Consider the following 21,670-nt stretch of genomic DNA (forward strand, 5'->3'; position numbering starts at 1 on the left):
CCGGGAGAGGGATCAAGGCCGCAAATAGATCGGATTGCCGATCAGCAGCAGCCGGCCCTGGACGTCGCGCAGGTTCAGCCGCACCCACGACGCCTTGTCGCCCATCTTCAGGGTGAAGGTCCCGGACGGTCCCACCGTCACCGGCAGCTTCGTCCCGTCGCGGATCACTTCCAGCCCCGCCATCTCGCCGCCGGTCAGCGACGCCGTGAAGGCCACCGTCTCGCCCGGCCGCGCGGTCAGGACCCCGCCCATGACCGCCTGGCCCGCCTTCGAGCGGGCGCTCAGGTCCAGCATCCAGTCCCTGGTTCCGTCCAGGTCGATGAACACCCGGCCCGCGCGGATCCCCGCCAGGATTCCCGCCGTCGACAGCGCCTCGGCATGGACCACCGTGGTCGGTCGGCCGACCGCGCCGGGGGTGTCGAGCGACAGGCCGGCGTCATGGTTGTCGCTGCCGCCGACGGCGGTGATGCGGTGGCCGGCGTTCAGCTGGGCCTCCCAGAACGGTGCGCCGAACAGCGGGCCTTCCACGCCGCCCTGGGCGCGCTGCGACCCGCCGTTGGCGACCTCGATCGACTGCACCTGGTCATAGTCCGTGTTCGGAACGGTCCAGCCGCAGCCCATGCACGGCTCGCCGGAGGGAGAACTGGGATGGTTGATCGAGAACAGCCCGCCGGCCGCCGCCACCGCGCCTTGCAGAGCCCGGATGTCCGGCACGCTGGGATCGCCCAGCCTGAAGTCGATGAAGGCGGTCGGGCCGAAGACGTTGGCGTGGCCCTGGAACGTGGTCACCTCGCGGCCGGGGATCAGCAACAGCTGGTCGAAGGCCGGCTGCAGCTCGGCCATGGCCTCGTAGTGGCTGGTGGTGTTGTGGTCGGTGATGGCGATGAAATCCAGGCCCCTGGCCTGGGCCGCCTGGACCGTGCGATAGACCGGGCACGGGGCGCGGGCGCCGGACTGGGCCAGGCACGCGCCGTCGCTGTGGGCGGTGTGCATGTGCAGGTCGCCGCGATACCAGCCCGGCGCGGCCTTCAGCGGCTTGGGCGCGAAGCTGGTCGCCACGGGACCGCGCTCGAAGCTGATCCCGGCCTCGTAGGCGGCCGCCGAGCCGGGCCGCGCATAGGGCACGCCCAGCAGCAGGGTCCAGCGGCCGGCCGGCAGCGGGCCGGGCAGGTAGCTGGGGGTGGCGTCCTCGGTCGAGACGGTGAAGCGCCTCTTGTTGCCGCCGCTCCAGCCGCGGAACCGCACCGGGTCCAGCAGGCCCAGGTCGACGACGGTCTTCTGGTCGCGGGCGTAGTCGACCTCGACAGTCAGGCGGGTGACGCCCTCGGGGACCTCGAAGGCGACCGGCTTGTAGGTCTGGTGGTCGGCGCCCAGCACCTGGCCGGTCAGGACCAGGTCGGGCTTGGCGGCGTCGGCCCGGGCCGGGACCGCCACCAGAAGGAAGATCAAAGCCAGCCAGCGGATCATGTTCGGCTTCCGAAAAAACGGGCGACCGGTTGCAGCCGGCCGCCCAGTCGAGGGGATTCAGAAAAGGAAGAGTGCGATACTTCCGAGTTCGCGCCCTCTAGAACCGGTACATCAGCGCCGCGCGGAACGAGCGGCCGAACTCCGGGCGGCCGATGCCGTACAGGGCCCCGGCCTCGCCGCTGATGATCTGGCCGGCCCGGGGGTTGCCCTCGGTCAGGCCCAGTTCGTCGAACAGGTTGTTGCCATAGGCGTAGACCGTCAGGGCGTCGGTGATGTTGTAGCGGACCGTGGCGCCCACCAGGGTGTAGGCCGGCAGCTTCGAGGTGTTGGCGGCGTCGGAATAGCGGTCGCCGTAGCGCTCGACGGTGGCCTCCAGGCGCAGCTTCGTATCCAGCAGGTTCAGGCCGGGGGTCAGGCGGAACGAGGTCTTGGGCACGCGCACCAACTGGTTGCCGGTGAAGTCCCGGGTGCGGCTGGCCGTGGTGGCCGGCGGCTTGACCTGGCAGCTCGGGTCGGCGGCCGAGACCGTGCAGGCCTCCTCGAACTTGTAGTCGCCGAACTCGGGGTTCTGGAGCGTGGCGCTGACCCGCAGGTCGAACCACGGGACCGGGCGCACCGTGCCCTCCAGCTCCAACCCCAGGGTCTTGGTGTCGGTGATGCTGGTCTGGTTGACGTAGGCGCCGGTGGTCGGGTTGAACACCAGGCTGCCGAAGCCGAGGTTGTCATAGGTGGTCTGGAAGGCCGTGGCGTAGAGCTCGACCTTCGGGGTCACCCATTTGAAGCCCAGCTCGGACAGATCCATGGTCTGGACCGAACCCGAGGCGTTGGTGGCGTTGGTGATGTAGTCGCCCAGCGACGGCAGGCGGAACGCCGCGGTGTAGCGGCCGAACAGGCCCATCTGGCCGTTGAACTTGTAGTCGACGCCGAGCGTCCAGCCGGCATGGTCGAACTTGCGGTCGAGGCGGTCGTAGACCCCCGTGCCGGACAGCACCGTGTCGTCGGCCGGCATGGCCGACTGGCCGAGGTTGCGGGTCGCGCTGCGCTCGCTGCGGCCTTCGAACTCGATCTTCTCCCAGCGCACGCCGGCGTCGATGCGCAGCTTGGGCGTCAGGGTCCATTCGTCGGTCAGGTAGAGGGCGACGGTGTTGGACTTGCCGTCGCCGTTGGCGAACTCCGCGCCGTAGCGGCTGATCCCGTTCTCGGTCAGGCTGGACAGCACCCGGCCCGCGCCGTCGACGGCCACCAGGTCCAGCCGGCGGGCGTTGCCGCGCACGTCCAGCAGGGCGTTGGCCGAATAGCGGTTGAAGGCCTCTTCCACGTGGGCGGTGTAGACGCCGAACGCCACGTCGTGGCTCTGCTCGCCGAACTGGAACTTGTGCAGGAAGCGGGCGTCGTTGATCAGCTCGTCCAGGGGCACGGAGACGTAGCGCAGCGAGCCGTCGAGGACGAGACCGTTGCCGTTCTGGCCCGCCCCGGCCGTGTTGAACACCTCGCCGCTGGTCGTGTAGCGCAGCTGCACGTCGGCGGCGCCCGGCGTGGCGGCCAGCAGGGCGGCGCGATACTGGGCGATCCGCGCCGAGCCCAGCACCGGGGTATTGGGGAACAGGCCGATGCGCTTGGACTCCGAGGTGCGGTAGCGCAGCGTGTCCTGGAAGCGCCAGCCGTCGAACGGCTCGTACTTGAACACCGCCGTGGCCTGGGTCAGCTCGACCTCGGTGCCGCGCGTCAGGTCCCAGTTGAAGGGCCCCGTCGGGCCGCGCAGGGTCAGGTGGGCGGTCTCCGGGCCGGCCAGGGTGCCGGTCAGCGGATCGAAGCCGGGGGCGGCGCTGGGCTCGCCGGCGGCGTTGAACTTCAGCGGCACGCCCGCGAACAGGATGATGTTGTCGTCCAGGTGCTTGAGGTTGAACTCGAAGCTGCCGCGCTCGAATTCGCGGCCGGCCTCGATCCGCCACTGGTAGCCCTTGTTGGCCGTGAAGCCCGGGTCGCGGACGCCGTCTTCCTCGCGCCAGAAGCCGCCGACCGAGGCGTGCCAGCCGCCGCCGACCGGACCGCCGTAGAACAGGTCGACCCGCTTGGTCCCGTAGTCGCTGACCTGGACCTTGGCCAGGCCCTCGGGCGTGTCGCCGCCCTTGCGGGTGATGAAGTTGACCGTGCCGCCGGGGGCGTAGGAGGCGAAGATCGACGAGGGGCCGCCGCGCACCACCTCGATGCGGTCGATGGTCTCGTCCAGGCGGAACGACTGGTCGGCGTTCAGGTAGCCCAGGCCGCCGTCGTGCTGGATCGGCGCGCCGTCCTCCTGCAGGGCGATGGCCGAGAAGCCTTCCTGCGGGATGCCGCGGGCCCGGATGTTGGCGCTGGCCTCGCCGCCCGAGGCCTCGACCCAGAAGCCGGGCACGGCCTTCAGCGCATCGGCCACGCCCATCGGCGAGCGCAGGCGCAGCGACTCGGCGCTCATGGTGGTGACGGCGTAGCTGGTCTCCAGCCGGGTGCGGACGTCCGATCCGGCCCGCGAGGTGACGATGATCTCGCCGACCACGTCAGCCGGCGCGTCGGCCAAAGGGGCCGGGCCCTTTTGGCGCAGGGTGATGACCTGGGCGCTGGCCGAGGCGATCTCCAGCTCGCCGCCATCGATCAGCCGGCGCAGGGCCTCCTCGCGGCCATAGGCGCCCTTCAGCCCCGCGGTGCGGTGGCGGGCGGCGACGTCGTAGGGGAACAGCAGCTGCACGCCGGCCTGGCGCGAAAAGGCGTTCAGGGCGCTGGCGGTGTCGCCGGCCGGAATGTCGAAGGCCATCCGCGCGGCGGCCTGGGACTGGGCCGTGGCCGGAGCGACGGACACCAGGGCGGTGGCGCCCAGCAAAGCGCATGCGCCGAGGCGCGGGCCCAAGGTCTTGATCATCAGGAAAGCCCCCTTGTCGTCAGGACGCCGCGATCGGCGTCTCGAACGGCAAGACGGGGGAGCGGGGCGAAACCCCTATCGAGATTTAAGAAGAATTCGCGACGGCCCGTCCTCGACGATCCGTACGCCGAAGGTCGTGCGCAGGGCGTCCAGGAAGCTGTCGGGATCGCCGGTCAGGAAGCGGCCGCCCAGGCGCAGGGCCCCGGCCCGGTCGTCGCCGATCACCAGCTTGCGGATCAGGTAGCGGTTGTACTCCTCGACGGCGACCGACAGGGCCTGCCCCTCGAAGACGATCTCGCCGCGCCGCCAGGCCTGGAGGCTCTGGAGCTGCGCCTCGGGCGTGGCGACCACCGCGACGCCCCGGGGGGTGACCTCCAGCGCCTGGCGGGCGTCGGCGGGCCCGACCACCTGGGCCTGGGCCCCGCCCGAGGCCGTCTCGACCGCCGCCCGGCCGGCCAGCACGATCAGGTCCAGGCCCGCCGGCCGCAGGCGGGCGTTGAACTGGCCGGCGGCCAGGCGGGCCAGCCCCTGGGACGTGAACAGCTCGAAGGGGCGCAGGCTGTCGTGGGCGATCATCAGGGCGGCCTCGCCGCGCGACAGCCACAGCCGCCGGCTCTGGCGATCGAACCGCCAGAAGACCTCGGTGTCGGTGTTGAGCTCGACCGAGCTGCCGTCGGACAGGGCCAGGGTCCGGCGCTCGCCCACCCCGGTGGCCACGCGGTCGCGCAGCAGGACGTCGCGGCCCAGCCAGGCGCCGCCCGCCAGGCTCGCCGCCAGCGCCGCGCCGCCGCCGGCCAGCCAGGTCCGGCGGCTGGGCCTGGGAACGGTCTGGTCGTCGGCGCCCTTCAAGGCGTCCAGCCGGGTCCAGGCGCTGGCCACCTCGGCGAAGGCCGCCGCGCGGCGCGGATCGGCCTCGCGCCAGGCGTCCAGGTCCTGTTCGGAAGCCCGGCCGGCGTCGAGGCGCGCCAGCCACAGCGAAGCCTCGGCGATCAGCGCGTCTCTGTCTTGATCGCCCGGTCGCGCCATGAACTCGATCGTTTCCCGATACTGCGGCCATCGCCCGTGGCCAGGGTCTTGGTCAAGAGCTTGAGGCCCTTGGCCAGGTGCTTCTCGACTGTAGAGACGGACAAGTTCAACCTGACCGCTATCTGTCCAGGCGACAGGCCGTGCATTTTTCGCAGGGTCAGCACTTTTCGGCACTGGACGGGCAGGCGCTCGAGCGCCGCCAGCACCAGGTCCAGCTCCTGGCGAGCGCTGGTCACCGCATAGGCGTCCGGCGCCGGGTCGGGCAGGGCGTCCATCTCCAGCACCCCGATCTGGCGGATGCCCACCACCTTGGCGCGGCGGAAACGCTCGAAGGCCAGGTTGCGGATGATGGTCAGCACGAACCGCTCGGGCGCCTCCAGCCGCCGCCACTCGGCCACGCCCAGCACCTTGGCGTAGGCCTCCTGAACCAGGTCCTCGGCGTCGCCGTCGTCGCCCACCAGCTTGCGGGCGTAGGCCCGGTAGTTGGCGGCGTAGGGCAGAACCCTGGCGGCGAACCAGCGGTCGATGTCGCGCAGCCAGGCCATGGAAGACGTCCACCCCCTCATCGCACGCCAGGATCCGGAGCGCTGCACTAGCCGGATCGTGTGTCGGTTTGCTGACAGGCCGTCGCCGGCCGGGGAAAATGGGGCCGGGGAATGGAGGAGCCCCCAGCGTCGCGGGGCGTTTGATCACCGGCTTCGAAAACCAAGGCGGCGTCATGACCAGCTTCGACCTTCGCCGGGACCTGATCACCCGGCCGATCCTCTCGTGGGCGCGCGGCGTGATGCCGGCCCTGTCCCAGACCGAGCGCGAGGCGATCGACGCCGGCGACACCTGGTGGGACGCGGCCCTGTTCACCGGCGATCCGGACTGGAACCAGTTGCTGGCCTTCCCGACGCCGAAGCTGCGCCCCGACGAGCAGGCCTTCCTCGACGGACCGGTGAACGTCCTGTGCGCCATGCTCGACGACTGGACCATGACCTGGGAGACCAGGGACCTGCCGCCCGAGGCCTGGGCCTACCTCAAGAGCCAGAAATTCTTCGGGATGATCATTCCCAAGGACTACGGCGGCCTGGGCTTTTCCGCCTTCGGCCACGCCGAGATCGTCCGCAAGATCGCTACCCGCTCGGTGTCGGCGGCGGTGACGGCCATGGTCCCCAACAGCCTGGGGCCGGGCGAGCTGATCATGAAGTTCGGAACCCAGGCCCAGCGCGACCACTGGCTGCCGCGCCTGGCCGACGGCCGCGAGGTGCCCGCCTTCGGCCTGACCAGCCCCGAGGCCGGCTCGGACGCCGGGGCCATGGTCGACGAGGGCGTGGTCTGCCGGGGACTCTGGAAGGGCCAGGAGGTGCTGGGCGTCCGCCTGAACTGGCACAAGCGCTACATCACCCTGGGCCCCGTCTGCACGGTGCTGGGCCTGGCCTTCAAGCTGCGCGACCCCGACCGGCTGCTGGGCGAGGTCGAGGACATCGGCATCACCTGCGCCCTGGTCCCGACCGACACGGCGGGGGTCGAGATCGGCCGCCGCCACCTGCCCGCCTTCCAGACGTTCCAGAACGGCCCCAACTGGGGCCGGGACGTCTTCATCCCGATGGAGATGGTGATCGGCGGGGCCGAGCGCGTCGGCCAGGGCTGGAAGATGCTGATGACCGCCCTGGCGGCGGGGCGCGGCATCTCGCTGCCGGCCCTGTCGGGCGCGGCGGCGTCGTTCAGCGCCCTGACGACCGGGGCCTACGCCCGCGTCCGCAGCCAGTTCAACGTGCCGATCGGCAGGTTCGAGGGCGTGCAGGAGCGCCTGGCCCGCATCGCCGGCAACGCCTACCTGCTGGACGCCGGCCGCCGCCTGACCTGCACGGGCCTGGACCTGGGCCACCACCCGTCGGTGATCTCGGCCCTGCTGAAGTCGGGCGCCACCGAGCGCATGCGGGTGGTGGTCAACGACGCCATGGACGTGCATGGCGGCAAGGCGGTGGTCGAGGGGCCACGCAACTACATGGGCTCGCAATACCGGGCCATCCCGGTGGGGATCACGGTCGAGGGCGCCAATATCCTGACCCGCAGCCTGATGGTGTTCGGCCAGGGCGCGATCCGGGCCCATCCGTTCCTGCTGCAGGAGATCCTGGCGATCGGCGAGGAGGATCGCGCCAAGGGCCTGGCCGAGTTCGACGCAGTGTTCTGGAAGCATGTGGCCCACAGCATCCGCACCGGCCTGCGCGCCTGGAGCCGATCCTGGACCGGCGGAGCCTTCGCCCCCGCGCCGGATGCCGGCCGCGCCACCCGGTTCTACCGACAGATGGGCCGCTACAGCGCCGCCTTCGCCCTGACGTCCGACCTCGCCCTGCTGACCCTGGGCGGGGCGCTGAAGCGGAGAGAGATGCTGTCGGGCCGGCTGGGCGACATCCTGGCCGAACTCTATTTCCTGTCGGCCGCCCTGAAGCGCTGGGAGGACGAGGGCCGCCAGGACGCCGACTTCCCGCTGCTGCAATGGTGCATGGACACGGGCTTCGCGACGATCGAACAGCGCCTGGACGAGGTGTTCGCCAACCTGCCCAACGTGCTGGCCGGCTGGCTGCTGCGGACGGCGATCCTGCCGCTGGGGCCGCGCCGCCGGGGTCCGTCGGACCGCACGACGACCGCCTGCGCCGAGCTGCTGCTGCACCCCTCGCCCACCCGCGACCGTTTGATCGAGAACGTCTATGTCGGCGGCCGGGACGAGGCGGTCGGGCAGCTGATCGACGCCTTCGAGCGCGTCGTCGCCACCCAGCCGATCCACGACCGCCTGCGCGCCCAGAAGATCCGCCACTGGAAGGACGGGGTGGAGCAGGGCTGGGTCACCGCCGACGAGATCGCGGCGCTCGAGGCGGCCGACAGGGCCGTGGCGGCGGTGATCGCGGTCGACGACTTCGCCCATGACGGCCTGGCGACCCAGGTGGCGGCGGAGGCGCGGCCGGGCCGCCCGATCTGGACCGACGGCCTGACGCCACGGCAGGGCCTGGACTCGGAGGCGCGGACGTTCAGCGGGGCGGAGACCTGAACCTCCCCCTGTGGTGGAGGCGATCGCGCAGCGATCGGTGGGGGGAGCTTCAGGGTCGTCGATCGTAGGACTCGCCGCCTACCGATCACGCCCCCCTCCGTCGGCTTCGCCGACACCTCCCCCACAGGGGGAGGATCTTCGAAACTCCGCGCTTGATTTATAATATAATTGCCGACACCTTCCGCCGGCCTCGCCGAGGCGCGTCAAGTCGGAAGGAACGTCATGCGGGGCAAGCGTCGCTTCATCGTCGCCGGGATGGCCGCCGCCGTCGCCAGCCTGGTCAGCCTCGCAACGGCCCACGCCGCCGAACCACCGATCTATCTCGGCGTCGACATCTCCTACGCCAACGAAATGGACGACTGCGGCGCGGTCTACAGGTCGGGCGGCAAGACGGTCGACCAGTACCGGTTCTTCAAGTCGGCCGGGGCCAATGTGGCGCGGATCCGGATCTGGAACGATCCGGACTGGACGAAGTACTCCAACCTGGCCGACGTGAAGCGCAGCCTCCGTCGCGCCAAGTCCGCCGGCCTGCGGGTGCTGCTGGACTTCCACTATTCCGACGACTGGGCCGACGGCGACAAGCAGATCGCCCCCAAGGCCTGGGCCAAGCTGTCGACGCCGGACCAGGCCAACGCGCTGTACGCCTTCACCCACGACACCCTGACCGAACTGAACCGCGAGGGCCTGATGCCCGACCTCGTGCAGGTGGGCAACGAGACCAACGGCGAGATCGTCTCCAGCCTGGCCAAGGCCAAGGAGCCCATCCACTGGGACCGCAACGCCCTGCTGTTCAACGCCGGAATCCGGGCGGTGCGCGACGCCGGGCGCGAGACCGGGACCCGGCCGCGCGTGATGCTGCACATCGCCCAGCCCGAGAACGCCGAGCCGTGGTTCGCGGCGGCGGCCAAGGCCGGCGTCACCGACTATGACATCATCGGCCTGAGCTACTACAGCAAGTGGTCCAAGCGCTCGATGGCGGAGCTGGGCCAGACCATCAACCGCCTGCGCAACACCTACGCGGCCGAGGTGCTGGTGGTGGAAACGGCCTATCCGTTCACGACCGAGAACGCCGACACCTCCCCCAACCTGCTGGGCGCGGACTCGCTGATCGCCAGCTATCCGGCCACGCCCGACGGCCAGAAGCGGTACCTGGTCGACCTGACCCAGCTTGTTCTGGCCAGTGGCGGCGCGGGCGTCTTCTACTGGGAGCCGGCCTGGGTCTCGACCCGAACCTGCGGCACCCGCTGGGGCAAGGGCTCCAACTGGGAGAACGCGGCGGTGTTCGACTTCAAGGGCGAGACCCTGGGCAGCGCCGAGGCCTGGCTGAAGCACCCCTACGTCCTGCCGGTCGAGGTGACGTTCAAGGCCCAGGCGACGGCGGAAACGGCCTTCATCGACGGCGATTTCCTGGGCGGCGCGGGCCCCAGGCCCATGACCCGCGAGGGCGACGCCTTCGTCTACCGCACGCGGCTTATGCCCGGGACCTCGGTGACCGTGGCCACGGCGGCGACGGCCGCGGCGGCGCCCGACGCGCCGGCGGTCACCGCGACGATCGGCGCCCGCGCGGCGACCGTTCCCCTGCCGGAACAACCCTGACCTTTCGGATTCGACCTCCGATTGTCTGTTTAATAATATGAATGGAGATTCCCCCAGAACGGCGATATGGCTGTCGAAAGAGGGGAACGTCGGGCGCGGGGGCGCGCCGGTCGAGGAGGTGGCGATGCCGCGGGAGAACCCGGCGCAACATCCGATGGAGGCGCAGGACGATGGCCAGATCGACCGCCTCAGCGCGCGGTATCGCGGGCCGCTGACCAGCTATTTCCTACGCCGCGTCCACCGTCGCGACGAGGCCGAGGACCTGACCCAGGAGGTGTTCCTGCGCATGGTCCGCAGCCTGCAACGCTCCGATCGCGACGGCGGCGAGCGGATCGACAATCCCGAGGCCTTCCTGTTCCGGACCGCGGTGAACCTGCTGCGCGACCGGGCGCGCCGGGCCAAGACCTACGCCGAACACCTGGCCGAGACGGCCCACCGCGACGAAACTATTGAGGTGCGGTCGCCCGAGCGCGTCTTACAGGGCAGGCAGTCCTTGCGTTCCGCGCTGGCCGCCCTGGAGGAACTGGACGCCCGCACGCGCGACGTGTTCATCCTGCATCGACTGGAAGGGTTGAAACACGCCGAGATCGCGACGCTGTACGGCGTCTCGGCGAGTTCGATCGAGAAGTACATGATCAAGGCGCTGGCGCACCTGGCAAGGCGCGCTCGCGCGGTCTAGAGCAGGTCCGTGGCCCGATCCTTGTCCGACAGCATCGTTCATGAAGAGGCCGCGCGCTGGCTGATGCGCCTGGGCGAGGCCCCGGACGACGCCGCGATCTTCCAGGCCTTCGAGGACTGGCGCGACGCCGCGCCCGAACACCGCCAGGCCTTCGAGGCCGTCCAGGAAAGCTGGGCGCTGTTCGGAGACCAGGCGGCCGCGCCGGAACTGCTGGTCCTGCGCCGCGACGCCCTGGGCCGGGCCGGCGGAATCGGCCGGCGACGCGGCTACGACCGCCGTGCTGTCGCCGCCGGCCTGGCCGCCCTCGCCGCAGGCCCCTTGGCGGTCTACGGCTGGCGGCGACTGCATCCTGACGCTCGCCAGACCCTGCGGACGGCGGTGGGCGAGCAGCGCACGGTCACCCTGTCGGACGGCAGCCGGGTTTCCCTGGACGCCAACACCCTGGTCAAGGTCGCCTATTCGCCCGCCCTGCGGCTGGCCGAGGTGGTCGAGGGCCGGGCCCATTTCGAGGTGGCCAAGGACAAGGCCCGGCCGATGAAGGTGCGGGCCGGCACGCGCACCGTGACCGCCCTGGGCACCGCCTTCACCGTCGAGCACGAGGGCGCGCGCGTCGTCGTCACCCTGGTCGAGGGCCGCGTGGCGGTGACCGAGACCGCCCCCGCCCGCGGGGGCGCGCCGCCGCCGGCGAAGGAACTGGCGCCGCAGCAGCAGCTGGTCTTCGCCGCCAACGCCACGCCGCTCATGCACGAGGCCGTCGACGTCGAGCGGGCCATGGCCTGGCGCGAGGGCAAGCTGGTGTTCGACGACGAAAGCCTGGCCGACGCCGTGGCCCGGGTGAACAACTATTCGCGGGTGAAGATCGTCGTCGAGGACGCCCCCGCCCGGGCCCTGAAGATCAGCGGCATCTTCAACGCCGGCGACACCCCAGCCTTCGTCGAGGCCGTGCAGAGCTATTTCCCCGTCGACGTCTCGACCGGCGAGTCCACCGTCCAGATCCGCTCGCGAAGCTGATCCCCGGACCCGACCCCGGCCATTGTGAAGTTTTTTCTTGAGGGCTCCGCGAGGAACCGCGTCGTAACCCATATCCGCTGGTTCAAGAGCCAAGACGGCCGCCAGAGCGAACCGCGGACAGGGAGGGAAAACGATGACTGCCTATCGTCCGCGCGGACACCGCCACGGCCTGTGCGCCGGCGCCGCGAGCGCCATTCTGCTGACCGGCGTGGCGACCGCCGCGCCCGCCCTGGCCCAGGGCCAGGCCGCCGTCGCCCAGACCTACGAATTCAACATTCCGGCCAAGGACCTCGACCAGGCCCTGAAGGCGTTCGGCGACCGGTCCAACACCCAGGTGCTGTTCACCAAGGCCGTCGTCCAGGGACGCAAGAGCCCGGCGCTGCGCGGCCGCTACACCAGCGCCGAGGCCCTGAACCTGCTGCTCAAGGGCTCGGACCTCAACTACCAGCGCACCGCCTCCAACGTGGTCCTGATCCGCGAGGGCGCGCCGCCGGCGTCGTCCATGGCCGGGTCGGCCGCCGAGGCGCCGGCGTCGACCGCGGCGCAGGAGAGCGTCGCCGTCGATGAAGTGGTCGTCACCGGGGTGCGCAAGAGCCTGCGCGAAGCCCTGGACGTCAAGCGCGGCTCCGACAAGGTGGTCGAGGCCATCTCGGCCAAGGACATCGGCGTGCTGCCCGACGTCACCATCGCCGAGTCGATCGCCCGCCTGCCCGGCGTCAACGCCACCCGCGACCGCGGCAACGACAGCCAGGCCGTCGTGCGCGGCCTGGGCGCCCGCCTGGTGCTGGGCACGATCAACGGCCGCGAGGTCGCCTCGTCCGAGCCCGACCGCAACGTCCGCTGGGAGATCTATCCCTCGGAAGTCGTCTCGGGCGTCCAGGTCTACAAGTCGCAGTCGTCCGACCTGATCGCCGGCGGCGTGGCCGCGACCATCAACATCGATACGATCGCCCCGCTCGACTACAAGGGCCCCGAGTTCGTGCTCCGCGCCGGCCCGGTGTTCTATGACGGCGGCAAGGACATCCCGAACTACAAGACCACCGGCTACCGCGCCTCCGGCTCGTGGGTGCACAAGATCAATGACGACCTGGCCGTGGTGCTGGGCGTGACCGGCCAGCGCCAGAAGAACGGCTACGGCTCGTTCACGGGCTGGGGCTACAACGACTCCAACGCCCGCCCGCCGGCGGGCGCCAGCGACTACAGCAGCGACCTGAACCGCGACGGCGTGGTCGACTACACGCCGTGGGGCGCGCAGATGTCGGCCAGCCGCATCGACCAGAAGCGCACCGGCGTCTCGGGCGGCCTGCAGTACAAGCCCACCGACCACTTCGAGCTGAAGGCCGACGCCCTTTATTCGAAGATCAAGATCACCGAGGTCCAGGACCAGACCGTCTGGGGCGCCAACAACTGGGGCAACTGGAACCGCGGCGACGGCACCAACACCGGCTGGAACGACGCCGACTACCACGCCGCCGGCTCGTCCTTCACCCTGGTCGACAACACCGTGGTGGCCGCCACCCTGCCCTTCAGCTCGGTCCAGACGGTGCTGGCCAAGTACAGCGAGGACAAGGACCTGTTCGCCGGCGGCCTGAACGGCAAGTGGACCGGCGACCAGTGGACCGTCGTCGCCGACGCCTCCTATTCGAAGGCCAAGCGCACCAACACCTGGAAGGCCGTGCGCTTCGAGGCCTGGCCGACCTGGACCAGCTTCGACTGGCGCGACGGCAAGACCCCGACCATCACCACCAGCCAGGACAGCCTGAGCCTCAGCCAGACGGCCGACCTGGCCGGCTCGCACGACGGCCCCGAGCACCTGAACGACGAGCTGAAGGCCGCGGCCCTGGACGTCACCCGCGACCTGCAGGGCTCGCCGTTCAAGAGCTTCCAGTTCGGGGTCCGCGCCTCGGATCGCACCAAGGACCATGACAGCTACAGCTTCGCGCCAACCGCGACCGGCGCGACCGTGCCCGCCAACCTGCTGACCGCCTACACGCTCGGCGACGGCGCCGATGTGCCGGCCCTGCTGACCGGCGACATCGACAAGATCGCGGCGGTCGCCTACGGCCCCGACGCCTTCGCCCTGTCGAACGCGACCGAGGAGCTGGGCGAGCGCTGGAGCGTCAACGAGAAGGTCTTCGAAGGCTACGGCAAGCTGAACTTCGCGGCCGACAGCGTCGGCGGCGCGTGGCTGACCGGCAATGTCGGCGCCCGGGTGGTGCACACCGAGACCAGCAGCGACGGCATGCAGCAGGACACCGCCGGCGCCTTCAACGCCGTGACGGTCGACAACGACTACACGGACTTCCTGCCCTCGGCGAACGCCAAGTTCGACTTCGGGGACGGCAAGGTGGTGCGTTTCGGCCTGGCCAAGGTCATCGCCCGGCCGCCGCTGGACGAGCTTCGCGCCAGCCGCACCCTGGCCAACTGGGCCCCGTGGACCGGCAGCGCCGGCAACCCGAAGCTGAAGCCGTTCGAGGCCTGGCAGTTGGACGCCTCGGCCGAGTGGTACTTCCGCCCCGAGGCCCTGATCGCCGCGTCCTACTACTACAAGGACGTCGACTCCTACATCGGCTGGAAGCAGAGCCCCGTGGCCTTCGGCGGCCAGACCTATACGGTCGCCAGCCCGGCCAACGGCGGCGGCGGCTACATCCAGGGCCTGGAGCTGACCTTCCAGACCCCGTTCTTCTTCCTGCCCGGCCCGCTGAGCAAGTTCGGGATCTATTCGAACTACGCCTATGTCGACTCCGACCTGAAGGAGTTCTCGCCGGTCAACAACCCGCTCTCGATGACGGGCCTGGCCAAGAACACGGCCACGGTCGACCTGTGGTACGCCAACGGCCCGATCGAGGCGCGGCTGGGCTGGAAATACCACTCGCCGATGACCGTGATCTACGGCTGGAACGGCTCGGACCTGCAGACCCTGGAGAGCGAGAAGACCCTCGACTTCAGTTCGTCCTACACCTTCAACGACCACGTCGCCGTGCGCTTCCAGGTCAACAACCTGACCAACGAGGAACTGCGGATGTACCGCGACAACGATCCCAACCGGATCGGGCGGTACGACAGCTACGGCCGCCGCTACCTCGTCGACGTGACCCTGAAGTTCTAGGCTCGCGCCTCCCCAAAGATCCTGCGACTGGGGAGGAAGCACACCGCTTCCTCCCCGCTTTTTTGCCTTCCGCGTGAGGACTCCATGGTCGACTTCAGCCGCCGCCAAGCCCTGGCCGCCACCGCCGGCGTCGCCGCCCTTGTCGGGGCGGGGGCCGCCGCTTCCGCCCCGCTGAAGGGCGCGGCGCCCGCCGCCCCGCCGCTCGCCCCCTTGCCCGTCGTCGACCTGGCCCCGCGCGAGCGCCTGTCCCTGGACTTCGACTGGCGCTTCAAGCTGGGCCACGCCCAGGATCCGGCCCGCGACTTCGGCTTCGGGGCCAACCAGCGCACCTTCGCCAAGGCCGGCGCCACGGCCGCCAACTGGGCCGTCAGCCAGCTGTCCGACCCGAACTTCGACACCGGCGCCTGGGCCCCGGTGACCCTGCCCCACGACTGGGCGGTCGAGCTGCCGTTCGTCGACAACCCCGCCTATGTCCCGTCCGGCAAGCCCGACGACGAGGACCTGCGCGCCGCCCACGGCTACAAGCCCCTGGGTCGCGAGTTCCCGGAAACCAGCGTCGGCTGGTATCGCAAGACCTTCGCCCTGCCGGCCGCCGACGCCGGCAAGCGGCTGTCGATCGAGTTCGACGGCGCCTTCCGCGACGCCACGGTGATCGTCAACGGCTACATCCTCGAGCGCGAGGACAGCGGCTACAGCCCGTTCCGCGTCGACATCACCGACATCGCCAATGTCGGCGGCGACAACAGCCTGGTCGTGCGCGTCGACGCCAGCCTGGGCGAGGGCTGGTTCTACGAGGGGGCGGGCCTCTATCGCCACGTCTGGCTGGTCAAGACCGCCCCGGTCCACGTGCCGCAATGGGGCGTGTTCGTCCGCGCCAAGGTCGACGGAACCCTGTCGATCGACACCGACCTGGTCAACGAGGGCGACGCCCGCGCCGCCTACGCCGTCGCCCACACCGTGCTCGACGCCGCCGGCAGGCCGGTGCTGGCCCCCGCCCCGGCCGAGGGCCTGCTGCCGGCCTGGGAGCGCCAGTCGCTGTCGCTGACCGTGTCGCTGCCCAACCCGGTGCTGTGGTCGCTGGAGGCCCCGCACCTCTACACCCTGGTCACCGAGGTCAAGGTCGGCGGGGCCGTCGTCGACCGTCATCTCACCCGCTTCGGCGTTCGCTCCATCGCCTTCGACGCCGACAGGGGCTTCCTGCTCAACGGCCAGTCCGTGAAGCTGAAGGGAACCTGCAACCACCAGGACCATGCCGGGGTCGGGGCGGCCATCCCCGACGCCCTGCAGGTCTGGCGGCTGGAACAGCTGAAGAGCATGGGCTGCAACGCCTATCGCGCCGCCCACAACCCGCCAACCCCGGAACTGCTGGACGCCTGCGACCGCCTGGGCCTGGTGGTGATTGACGAGACCCGGCGGATGTCCAGCGACGGGGCGTCGCTGGACGAGCTGGAGCGCCTGGTCCGCCGCGACCGCAACCACCCGTCGGTGATCCTGTGGTCGATCGGCAACGAGGAGCCGCAGCAGGGCACGGCGCGCGGGGCCAAGGTGGCGGCCACGATGAAGCGGCTGGTCAATCGCCTGGACCCCACCCGCCTGGTCATCGCCGCCATGGACAACGGCTTTGGCGAAGGCATCAGCGCGGTCATCGACGTCCAGGGCTTCAACTATCGCCACGAGAAGATGGACGACTTCCACGCCAGGTTCCCGCACATGCCGATCATCGGCACCGAGAGCGCCAGCACCGTGGCCACCCGCGGCGAATACGCCCGCGACGACGCCAAGCTGTACGTGCCGGCCTACGACACCGAGCACCCCTGGTGGGCGACCACGGCCGAGAAGTGGTGGAGCCACGCCGCCGACCGCCCCTGGATGGCCGGCGGCTTCATCTGGACCGGCTTCGACTATCGCGGCGAGCCGACGCCGTTCAACCGCTGGCCCAGCATCAGCTCGCACTTCGGCGCCTTGGACACCTGCGGCTTCCCGAAGGACAACTATTACTACTACCGCGCCTGGTGGCGGCCCGAGCCGCTGCTGCACCTGCTGCCGCACTGGAACTGGGAAGGCCGCGAGGGCCAGCCGATCGCGGTCTGGGCGCATAGCAACTGCGACCGGGTCGAGCTGTTCCTGAACGGCAAGAGCCAGGGCGTCCGCGATGTCGTCCCCAACCACCACGTCGAATGGTCGGTTCCCTATGCGCCGGGCGTGATCGAGGCCCATGGCTATAAGGGCGGCAAGGTCGTCCTGCGCGAGCGCCGCGAAACCGCCGGCCCGGCCGCCGCCCTGCGCCTCACCGCCGACCGCGCGAGCCTGCGCGCCGACGGCCAGGACGTGGCGATCCTCAAGGTCGAGGTGCTGGACGCCAAGGGTCGCCCCGTACCCCGCGCCGACGACCTGGTGTCGTTCACGGTGTCCGGCCCCGGCGAGGTGATCGGGGTCGGCAACGGCGATCCCACCAGCCATGAGGCCGACGTGGCCAGCCGGAGGAAGGCGTTCAACGGCCTGTGCCAGGCGATCGTCCGCACACGGCGCGGCCAGGCGGGGGCGCTGCGAGTGACCGCTTCGGCGCCGGGGCTGAAGGCCGCCGCGGTGAGCGTGACAGCGGGCGTCTAGCGCTATCCCCAATATCGTTGTCATCCCGGAAAGCGCGCAGCGCTTGTCCGGGACCCAGGTGAACCGCAAGGCCTTCGCCCAGTCCCCTGGGTCCCGGACAGCCTCTGCGAGGCTTCCGGGATGACAACCTTGAGCTCTAGCGCCTGACCAGCGACTCGATCGCCACCGCCTCGCCCATCGCCTTGTAGCCCGCCGGCGAGGGGTGCAGCTGGTCGCCGGAATCATAGGCCGGCAGCAGGCGTTCCGGATGGGCCGGATCGCGGGTCACGCGGTCGAAGTCGACCACCGCGTCGAACACGCCCGAGCCGCGGATCCAGGCGTTGACCGCCTGGCGATCGGCGTCGGCGTCCGCGTCGGAGCGGTAGATCTTGGTCCCGCCGCACGGCAGGATCGTCGCCCCGATCACCCGGACGCCGCGCTCGTGCGCCCGGGTCACGATCTGGCGGTAGGCGGCGATCAGGCCGGTCACGACCTGGGTCCGCTTTTCCGGCGTCACCTCGCCCTCGCGCGACAGGCCGCCGATGTCGTTGACGCCGATCAGCACGATCAGGGCCTTGACCCCCGGCTGGGCCAGCACGTCGCGATCCAGGCGCGCCAGGGCCGCCTGGCCGCTGCCGTCCTTGAGCAGCTTGTTGCCGCCGATGCCGACGTTCAGCACCGAGACGCCCTTGGTCCGCGGATCGGCCTGCAGCCGCGCGGCCAGCACGTCGGGCCAGCGCTCGTAGACGTCGACGCCCGCGCCCGAACCGTCGGTGATCGAGTCGCCCAGGGCCACGACCGCCATGCCCTTGCCGGCGGGCCTTTCGACGTCGACGCCGGCCAGCTGCGCCCACTGGGTGAAGGTCGCCGCGCCCGCCAGCTCCGGCGCGGCCGACTGGTCGCCGGCCACGACGAAGGCCGTGGTCCGGGCAGCGCGGTGCACGCTGGCCTGGCGGGGCGCTTCGGGCAGGCGCAGGCTGACGGCCAGCCGCGCCAGGCCCTCGACCGGCAGGTCCACAGGATCGGACAGCCAGGTCGCGCCGGGCGGAAGGGTCACTCCGGCCTGGCCGTCGAAGGTCACCGCCCGGTCGGTTCCCGCCACGATCGCCGAGCCGCCCGGCGCGGCCGACAGCGCCACCCGAGCGCCGTCGATCCGCAGCGGCGCCGTCCCGAAGGTGTTGGCCAGCCGCAGCCTCAGGCGCGGTCCGCCGGCGCCCAGCCTCACCACCTGGCGGATGGTGACCTCGCCCTGCGGCGCGGGCAGGTTGGCCGCGTCGGTGGGAACCAGGGCCGTCGCCCACGAGCCGGTCCAGGCCGGCGGCGAGGGAGTGGCGGCGACGGCGGGCCAGGCCAACCCCACGCACAGCGCCAGCCCCAAAAGCCGCGTTCCGATCCGCCGCATCGCACCCTCCCAAGATCTCACAAAATGGATTGACGTCACAGAATATGGAATTAGCGTCGCTGGCAAGATCGCGCTGATCCGGCCGGCGACGCCGAAGGCGGCGCGCAGGAGGAAGCGCGCCATGAACTCTCACACCCGACGCGAGGTGCTGACCCGGACGGCCCTGGCCGGCGCCGCCGCCGGCCTGGCGGGCCCGGCCCTGGCCGCCGCGCCCGCCCGGGCCGTGTCCGCCAAGTCCCTGCCGCCGACGCAGGCGGCATGGATCGACGGCGCCCCGCCGCCCCTGAACGCCGGCCAGACCTGGGGCGTACCCTGGCCGCGGGGGGCCTATCCCCGCAAGCAGGCGTTCCGCGCCAAGGCGGCCGACGGCTCGGCCGTGCCCCTGCAGACCTGGCCGATCGCCTACTGGCCCGACGGTTCGCTGAAGTGGACGGCCCACGCGGTCGGGGCCGGCGACCTGGGCCAGGGCCTGACGATCGAGCCGGGCAAGCCCGGCCCCGACGCCCCCGGCGTCCGCGTGACCGAAGGCCCGGCCGCCATCGAGGTCTCGACCGGTCCGGCGGCCTGGCGCTTCCCCCGCGACGGCTCGGCCCTGATCGCCTCGGCCAGCCGGGGCGGCCGCGAGGTGCTGCGCAACGTGCGCCTGGTGCTGCGGACCCAGGACGCGCCGGAGATCGACACCGCCCCGGTGGGCCGCAAGACCTTCGAGAGCGCGCTGGACAAGGTGACGGTCGAGCAGGCCGGTCCCGTCCGCGCCGTGATCCGCGTCGAGGGCCGCCACAGGAACGCCGACCGCGCCTGGGCGCCGTTCATCGTCCGCTTCTACGCCTATGCCGGCGCGGACTCGCTGCGGATGATGCACACCTTCATCTTCGACGGCGACGCGGCCAAGGACTTCGTCTGCGGCCTGGGCGTCACCGCCGACGTGCCGATGGCCGACGAACTCTACGATCGCCATGTCCGCTTCACCGGCCAGGACGCAGGCCAGAATACGGGACTGTGGGCCGAGGCGGTCAAGCCGCTGACCGGCCTGCGTCGCGATCCGGGGGCGGCGTTCCGCGACGCCCAGATCGCCGGCCGCAAGGTCCCGCCCGCCGACCAGATGGCCGCGCCGGTCCGCTCGGCCCTGCACCTGATCCCGGCCTGGGGCGACTTCCTGCTGTCGCAGCCCACGGCCGACGGCTTCACGATCCGCAAGCGCACCGCGCCGGGCCACGCCTGGATCCATTCGGACGGCGGCCGGCGCGCCACCGGCGTGGCCTATGTCGGTGGCGCGGGCGGCGGGGCGGCGATCGGCCTGGGCAACTTCTGGCGCGCGCCGCCGACCGCCCTGGAGATCCGCGGCGCGGCGGGCGAGGTCGCCCAGCTGACCGCCTGGCTGTGGTCGCCCGACGCCCCGGTGATGGACACCCGCTTCTATCACGACGGCCTGGGCATGGAGACCCACGCCGAGGAGACCCAGGGCCTCAACATCACCTACGAGGACTACGAAAAGAACTGGGGCACGCCCACGGGGATCGCCCGCACCACCGAGCTGCGGCTGTGGGCCCTGGACACGACCCCGGCCCGCGACCAGTTCCCGAGGATGGCCCAGCTGAACGACCGGCCCCCGCGCCTGATGACGACGCCCGAGCGGATCCACGCCGCCAGCGTGCTGGGCGCCTGGAGCCTGCCCGACCGGAGCACGCCGCGGAAGGCGAAGATCGAGGACCGGCAGGACCAGTTGCTGAACTTCTATCTCTCGCAGATCGAGCAGCGCCGCTGGTACGGCTTCTGGGACTATGGCGACGTCATGCACAGCTACGACGTCGACCGCCACGTCTGGCGCTACGACATCGGCGGCTTCGCCTGGGACAATTCGGAACTGTCGACCGATCTGTGGCTGTGGCTGAGCTATCTGCGCGGCGGGCGGGCCGACGTGTTCCGGATGGCCGAGGCCATGACCCGCCACACCGGCGAGGTCGACGTCTATCACGTCGGCCCCTATCGCGGCCTGGGCACGCGGCACGGCGTGCAGCACTGGGGCGACAGCTCCAAGCAGCCGCGGGTCAGCAACGCCATCTACCGCCGCATCTACTACTACCTGACCGCCGACGAGCGGGTCGGCGACCTGATGCGCGACCTGGTCGACGGCGACGAGGCCCTGACCCGGGTCAATATCGGCCGCAAGCTGGAGGACGGCGCCTGGCCCAAGGGCGAGATCCGCGCCTCGTTCGGCACCGACTGGAGCTCGCTGTGCGGCGCCTGGTTCACCGAATGGGAGCGGACGGGCGACACCCGCTGGCGCGATCGCATCGTCGCCGGCATGAAGTCGATCGCCGCCCTGCAGAAGCAATGGTTCGCCGGGGCCGCCACCTACGACGTCAAGACCGGCACGTTCTCCGGCCCGGGCGACAAGCTGGCCGTCGGGCACCTGAACGCGGCGTTCGGCGCGCCCGAGATCCACGTCGAGATGCTGGCCCTGATCCGCGAGCCCGCCTACGACAAGGCCTGGGTCGACTATTGCCGCTGGTACAACGCCTCGCGCGAGGACCAGATCGCCCAGTTCGGCCGGCCGCTGGGCGCCAACGGCCTGCGCCAGGGCCATTCGCGCCTGACCGCCTACGCCGCCTCGCGGCTGGGCGACAAGGCCTTGGCCGAGCGGGCCTGGAAGGAGTTCTTCGGCCGCGGCGTGGTCGAGGACCTGAACCTGTCGACCGCCACCAAGGCCTTCGCGGGCCCCGACGTACTCAACCCCATCGACGAGGCCCCCGGGGTCACCACCAACGGCACGGCGCAATGGGGCCTGGCGGCGATCATGAACCTGGCGCTGGTGTCGGACGCCCTGGAGGCGGTGGAAGCGAAGTAGGCGGGGCGTTTCC

The 21,670-nt window shown here is 70.8% G+C and carries 12 protein-coding genes; 7 read left to right on the plus strand and 5 right to left on the minus strand.

Translation table 11 applies throughout. The features are described from left to right. Positions 1 to 12: 12 nt before the first annotated feature. From AC07NX_RS02450 to AC07NX_RS02465, 4 genes are all read right to left on the minus strand, one after another. Positions 13 to 1,467: a CehA/McbA family metallohydrolase gene (locus tag AC07NX_RS02450; protein WP_494638792.1), complete on the minus strand. Its 1,455-nt coding sequence runs from the start codon at positions 1,465 to 1,467 to the stop codon at positions 13 to 15. Positions 1,468 to 1,564: 97 nt separating this feature from the next. Next, the gene (locus AC07NX_RS02455) at positions 1,565 to 4,363 is read right to left on the minus strand and encodes a TonB-dependent receptor (RefSeq protein ID WP_494638793.1); all 2,799 of its coding nucleotides are present in this window, start codon (positions 4,361 to 4,363) and stop codon (positions 1,565 to 1,567) included. A 75-nt stretch (positions 4,364 to 4,438) separates the two neighbouring features. After that, a complete protein-coding gene (locus AC07NX_RS02460; RefSeq protein ID WP_494638795.1) occupies positions 4,439 to 5,389 on the minus strand; it encodes a FecR family protein in 951 nt (316 codons plus the stop codon). Further along, on the minus strand, positions 5,353 to 5,934 hold the full coding sequence (locus tag AC07NX_RS02465; RefSeq protein ID WP_494638797.1) for an RNA polymerase sigma factor: 582 nt from the start codon (positions 5,932 to 5,934) through the stop codon (positions 5,353 to 5,355). Before AC07NX_RS02465 ends, AC07NX_RS02460 begins: the two co-directional genes overlap by 37 nt. 173 nt (positions 5,935 to 6,107) lie before the next feature. Between AC07NX_RS02465 and AC07NX_RS02470 the strand changes: the two genes are divergently transcribed. The 6 genes from AC07NX_RS02470 (at position 6,108) to galA (ending at position 17,428) form a co-directional block, all read left to right on the plus strand. Beyond that, entirely contained in the window at positions 6,108 to 8,423 is a 2,316-nt protein-coding gene (locus AC07NX_RS02470) for an acyl-CoA dehydrogenase (RefSeq protein ID WP_494638799.1), read from the plus strand. 222 nt (positions 8,424 to 8,645) lie between these two features. Beyond that, positions 8,646 to 10,019 (plus strand): glycoside hydrolase family 53 protein, encoded by a 1,374-nt coding sequence (locus AC07NX_RS02475; RefSeq protein WP_494638801.1) that lies wholly within the window; start codon positions 8,646 to 8,648, stop codon positions 10,017 to 10,019. Between the two features lie 124 nt (positions 10,020 to 10,143). Beyond that, on the plus strand, positions 10,144 to 10,698 hold the full coding sequence (locus tag AC07NX_RS02480) for an RNA polymerase sigma factor (protein WP_494638803.1): 555 nt from the start codon (positions 10,144 to 10,146) through the stop codon (positions 10,696 to 10,698). Between the two features lie 9 nt (positions 10,699 to 10,707). Beyond that, the gene (locus tag AC07NX_RS02485; protein WP_494638805.1) at positions 10,708 to 11,709 is read left to right on the plus strand and encodes a FecR family protein; all 1,002 of its coding nucleotides are present in this window, start codon (positions 10,708 to 10,710) and stop codon (positions 11,707 to 11,709) included. A 133-nt stretch (positions 11,710 to 11,842) separates the two neighbouring features. Then, a complete protein-coding gene (locus tag AC07NX_RS02490) occupies positions 11,843 to 14,818 on the plus strand; it encodes a TonB-dependent receptor (RefSeq protein WP_494638807.1) in 2,976 nt (991 codons plus the stop codon). 84 nt (positions 14,819 to 14,902) lie between these two features. Then, entirely contained in the window at positions 14,903 to 17,428 is a 2,526-nt protein-coding gene (gene galA, locus AC07NX_RS02495; protein WP_494638809.1) for a beta-galactosidase GalA, read from the plus strand. A gap of 136 nt (positions 17,429 to 17,564) precedes the next feature. Here the strand turns inward: galA and AC07NX_RS02500 are convergent, their stop codons facing one another. Then, positions 17,565 to 18,809, minus strand: coding sequence for an SGNH/GDSL hydrolase family protein (locus AC07NX_RS02500; RefSeq protein WP_494638811.1), 1,245 nt, complete (start codon positions 18,807 to 18,809; stop codon positions 17,565 to 17,567). 121 nt (positions 18,810 to 18,930) lie between these two features. Between AC07NX_RS02500 and AC07NX_RS02505 the strand changes: the two genes are divergently transcribed. Further along, positions 18,931 to 21,657 (plus strand): exo-rhamnogalacturonan lyase family protein, encoded by a 2,727-nt coding sequence (locus tag AC07NX_RS02505; RefSeq protein ID WP_494638813.1) that lies wholly within the window; start codon positions 18,931 to 18,933, stop codon positions 21,655 to 21,657. The last annotated feature ends 13 nt before the right edge of the window (positions 21,658 to 21,670 follow it).

The organism is Caulobacter sp. GW821-FHT09A05 (assembly GCF_059418465.1).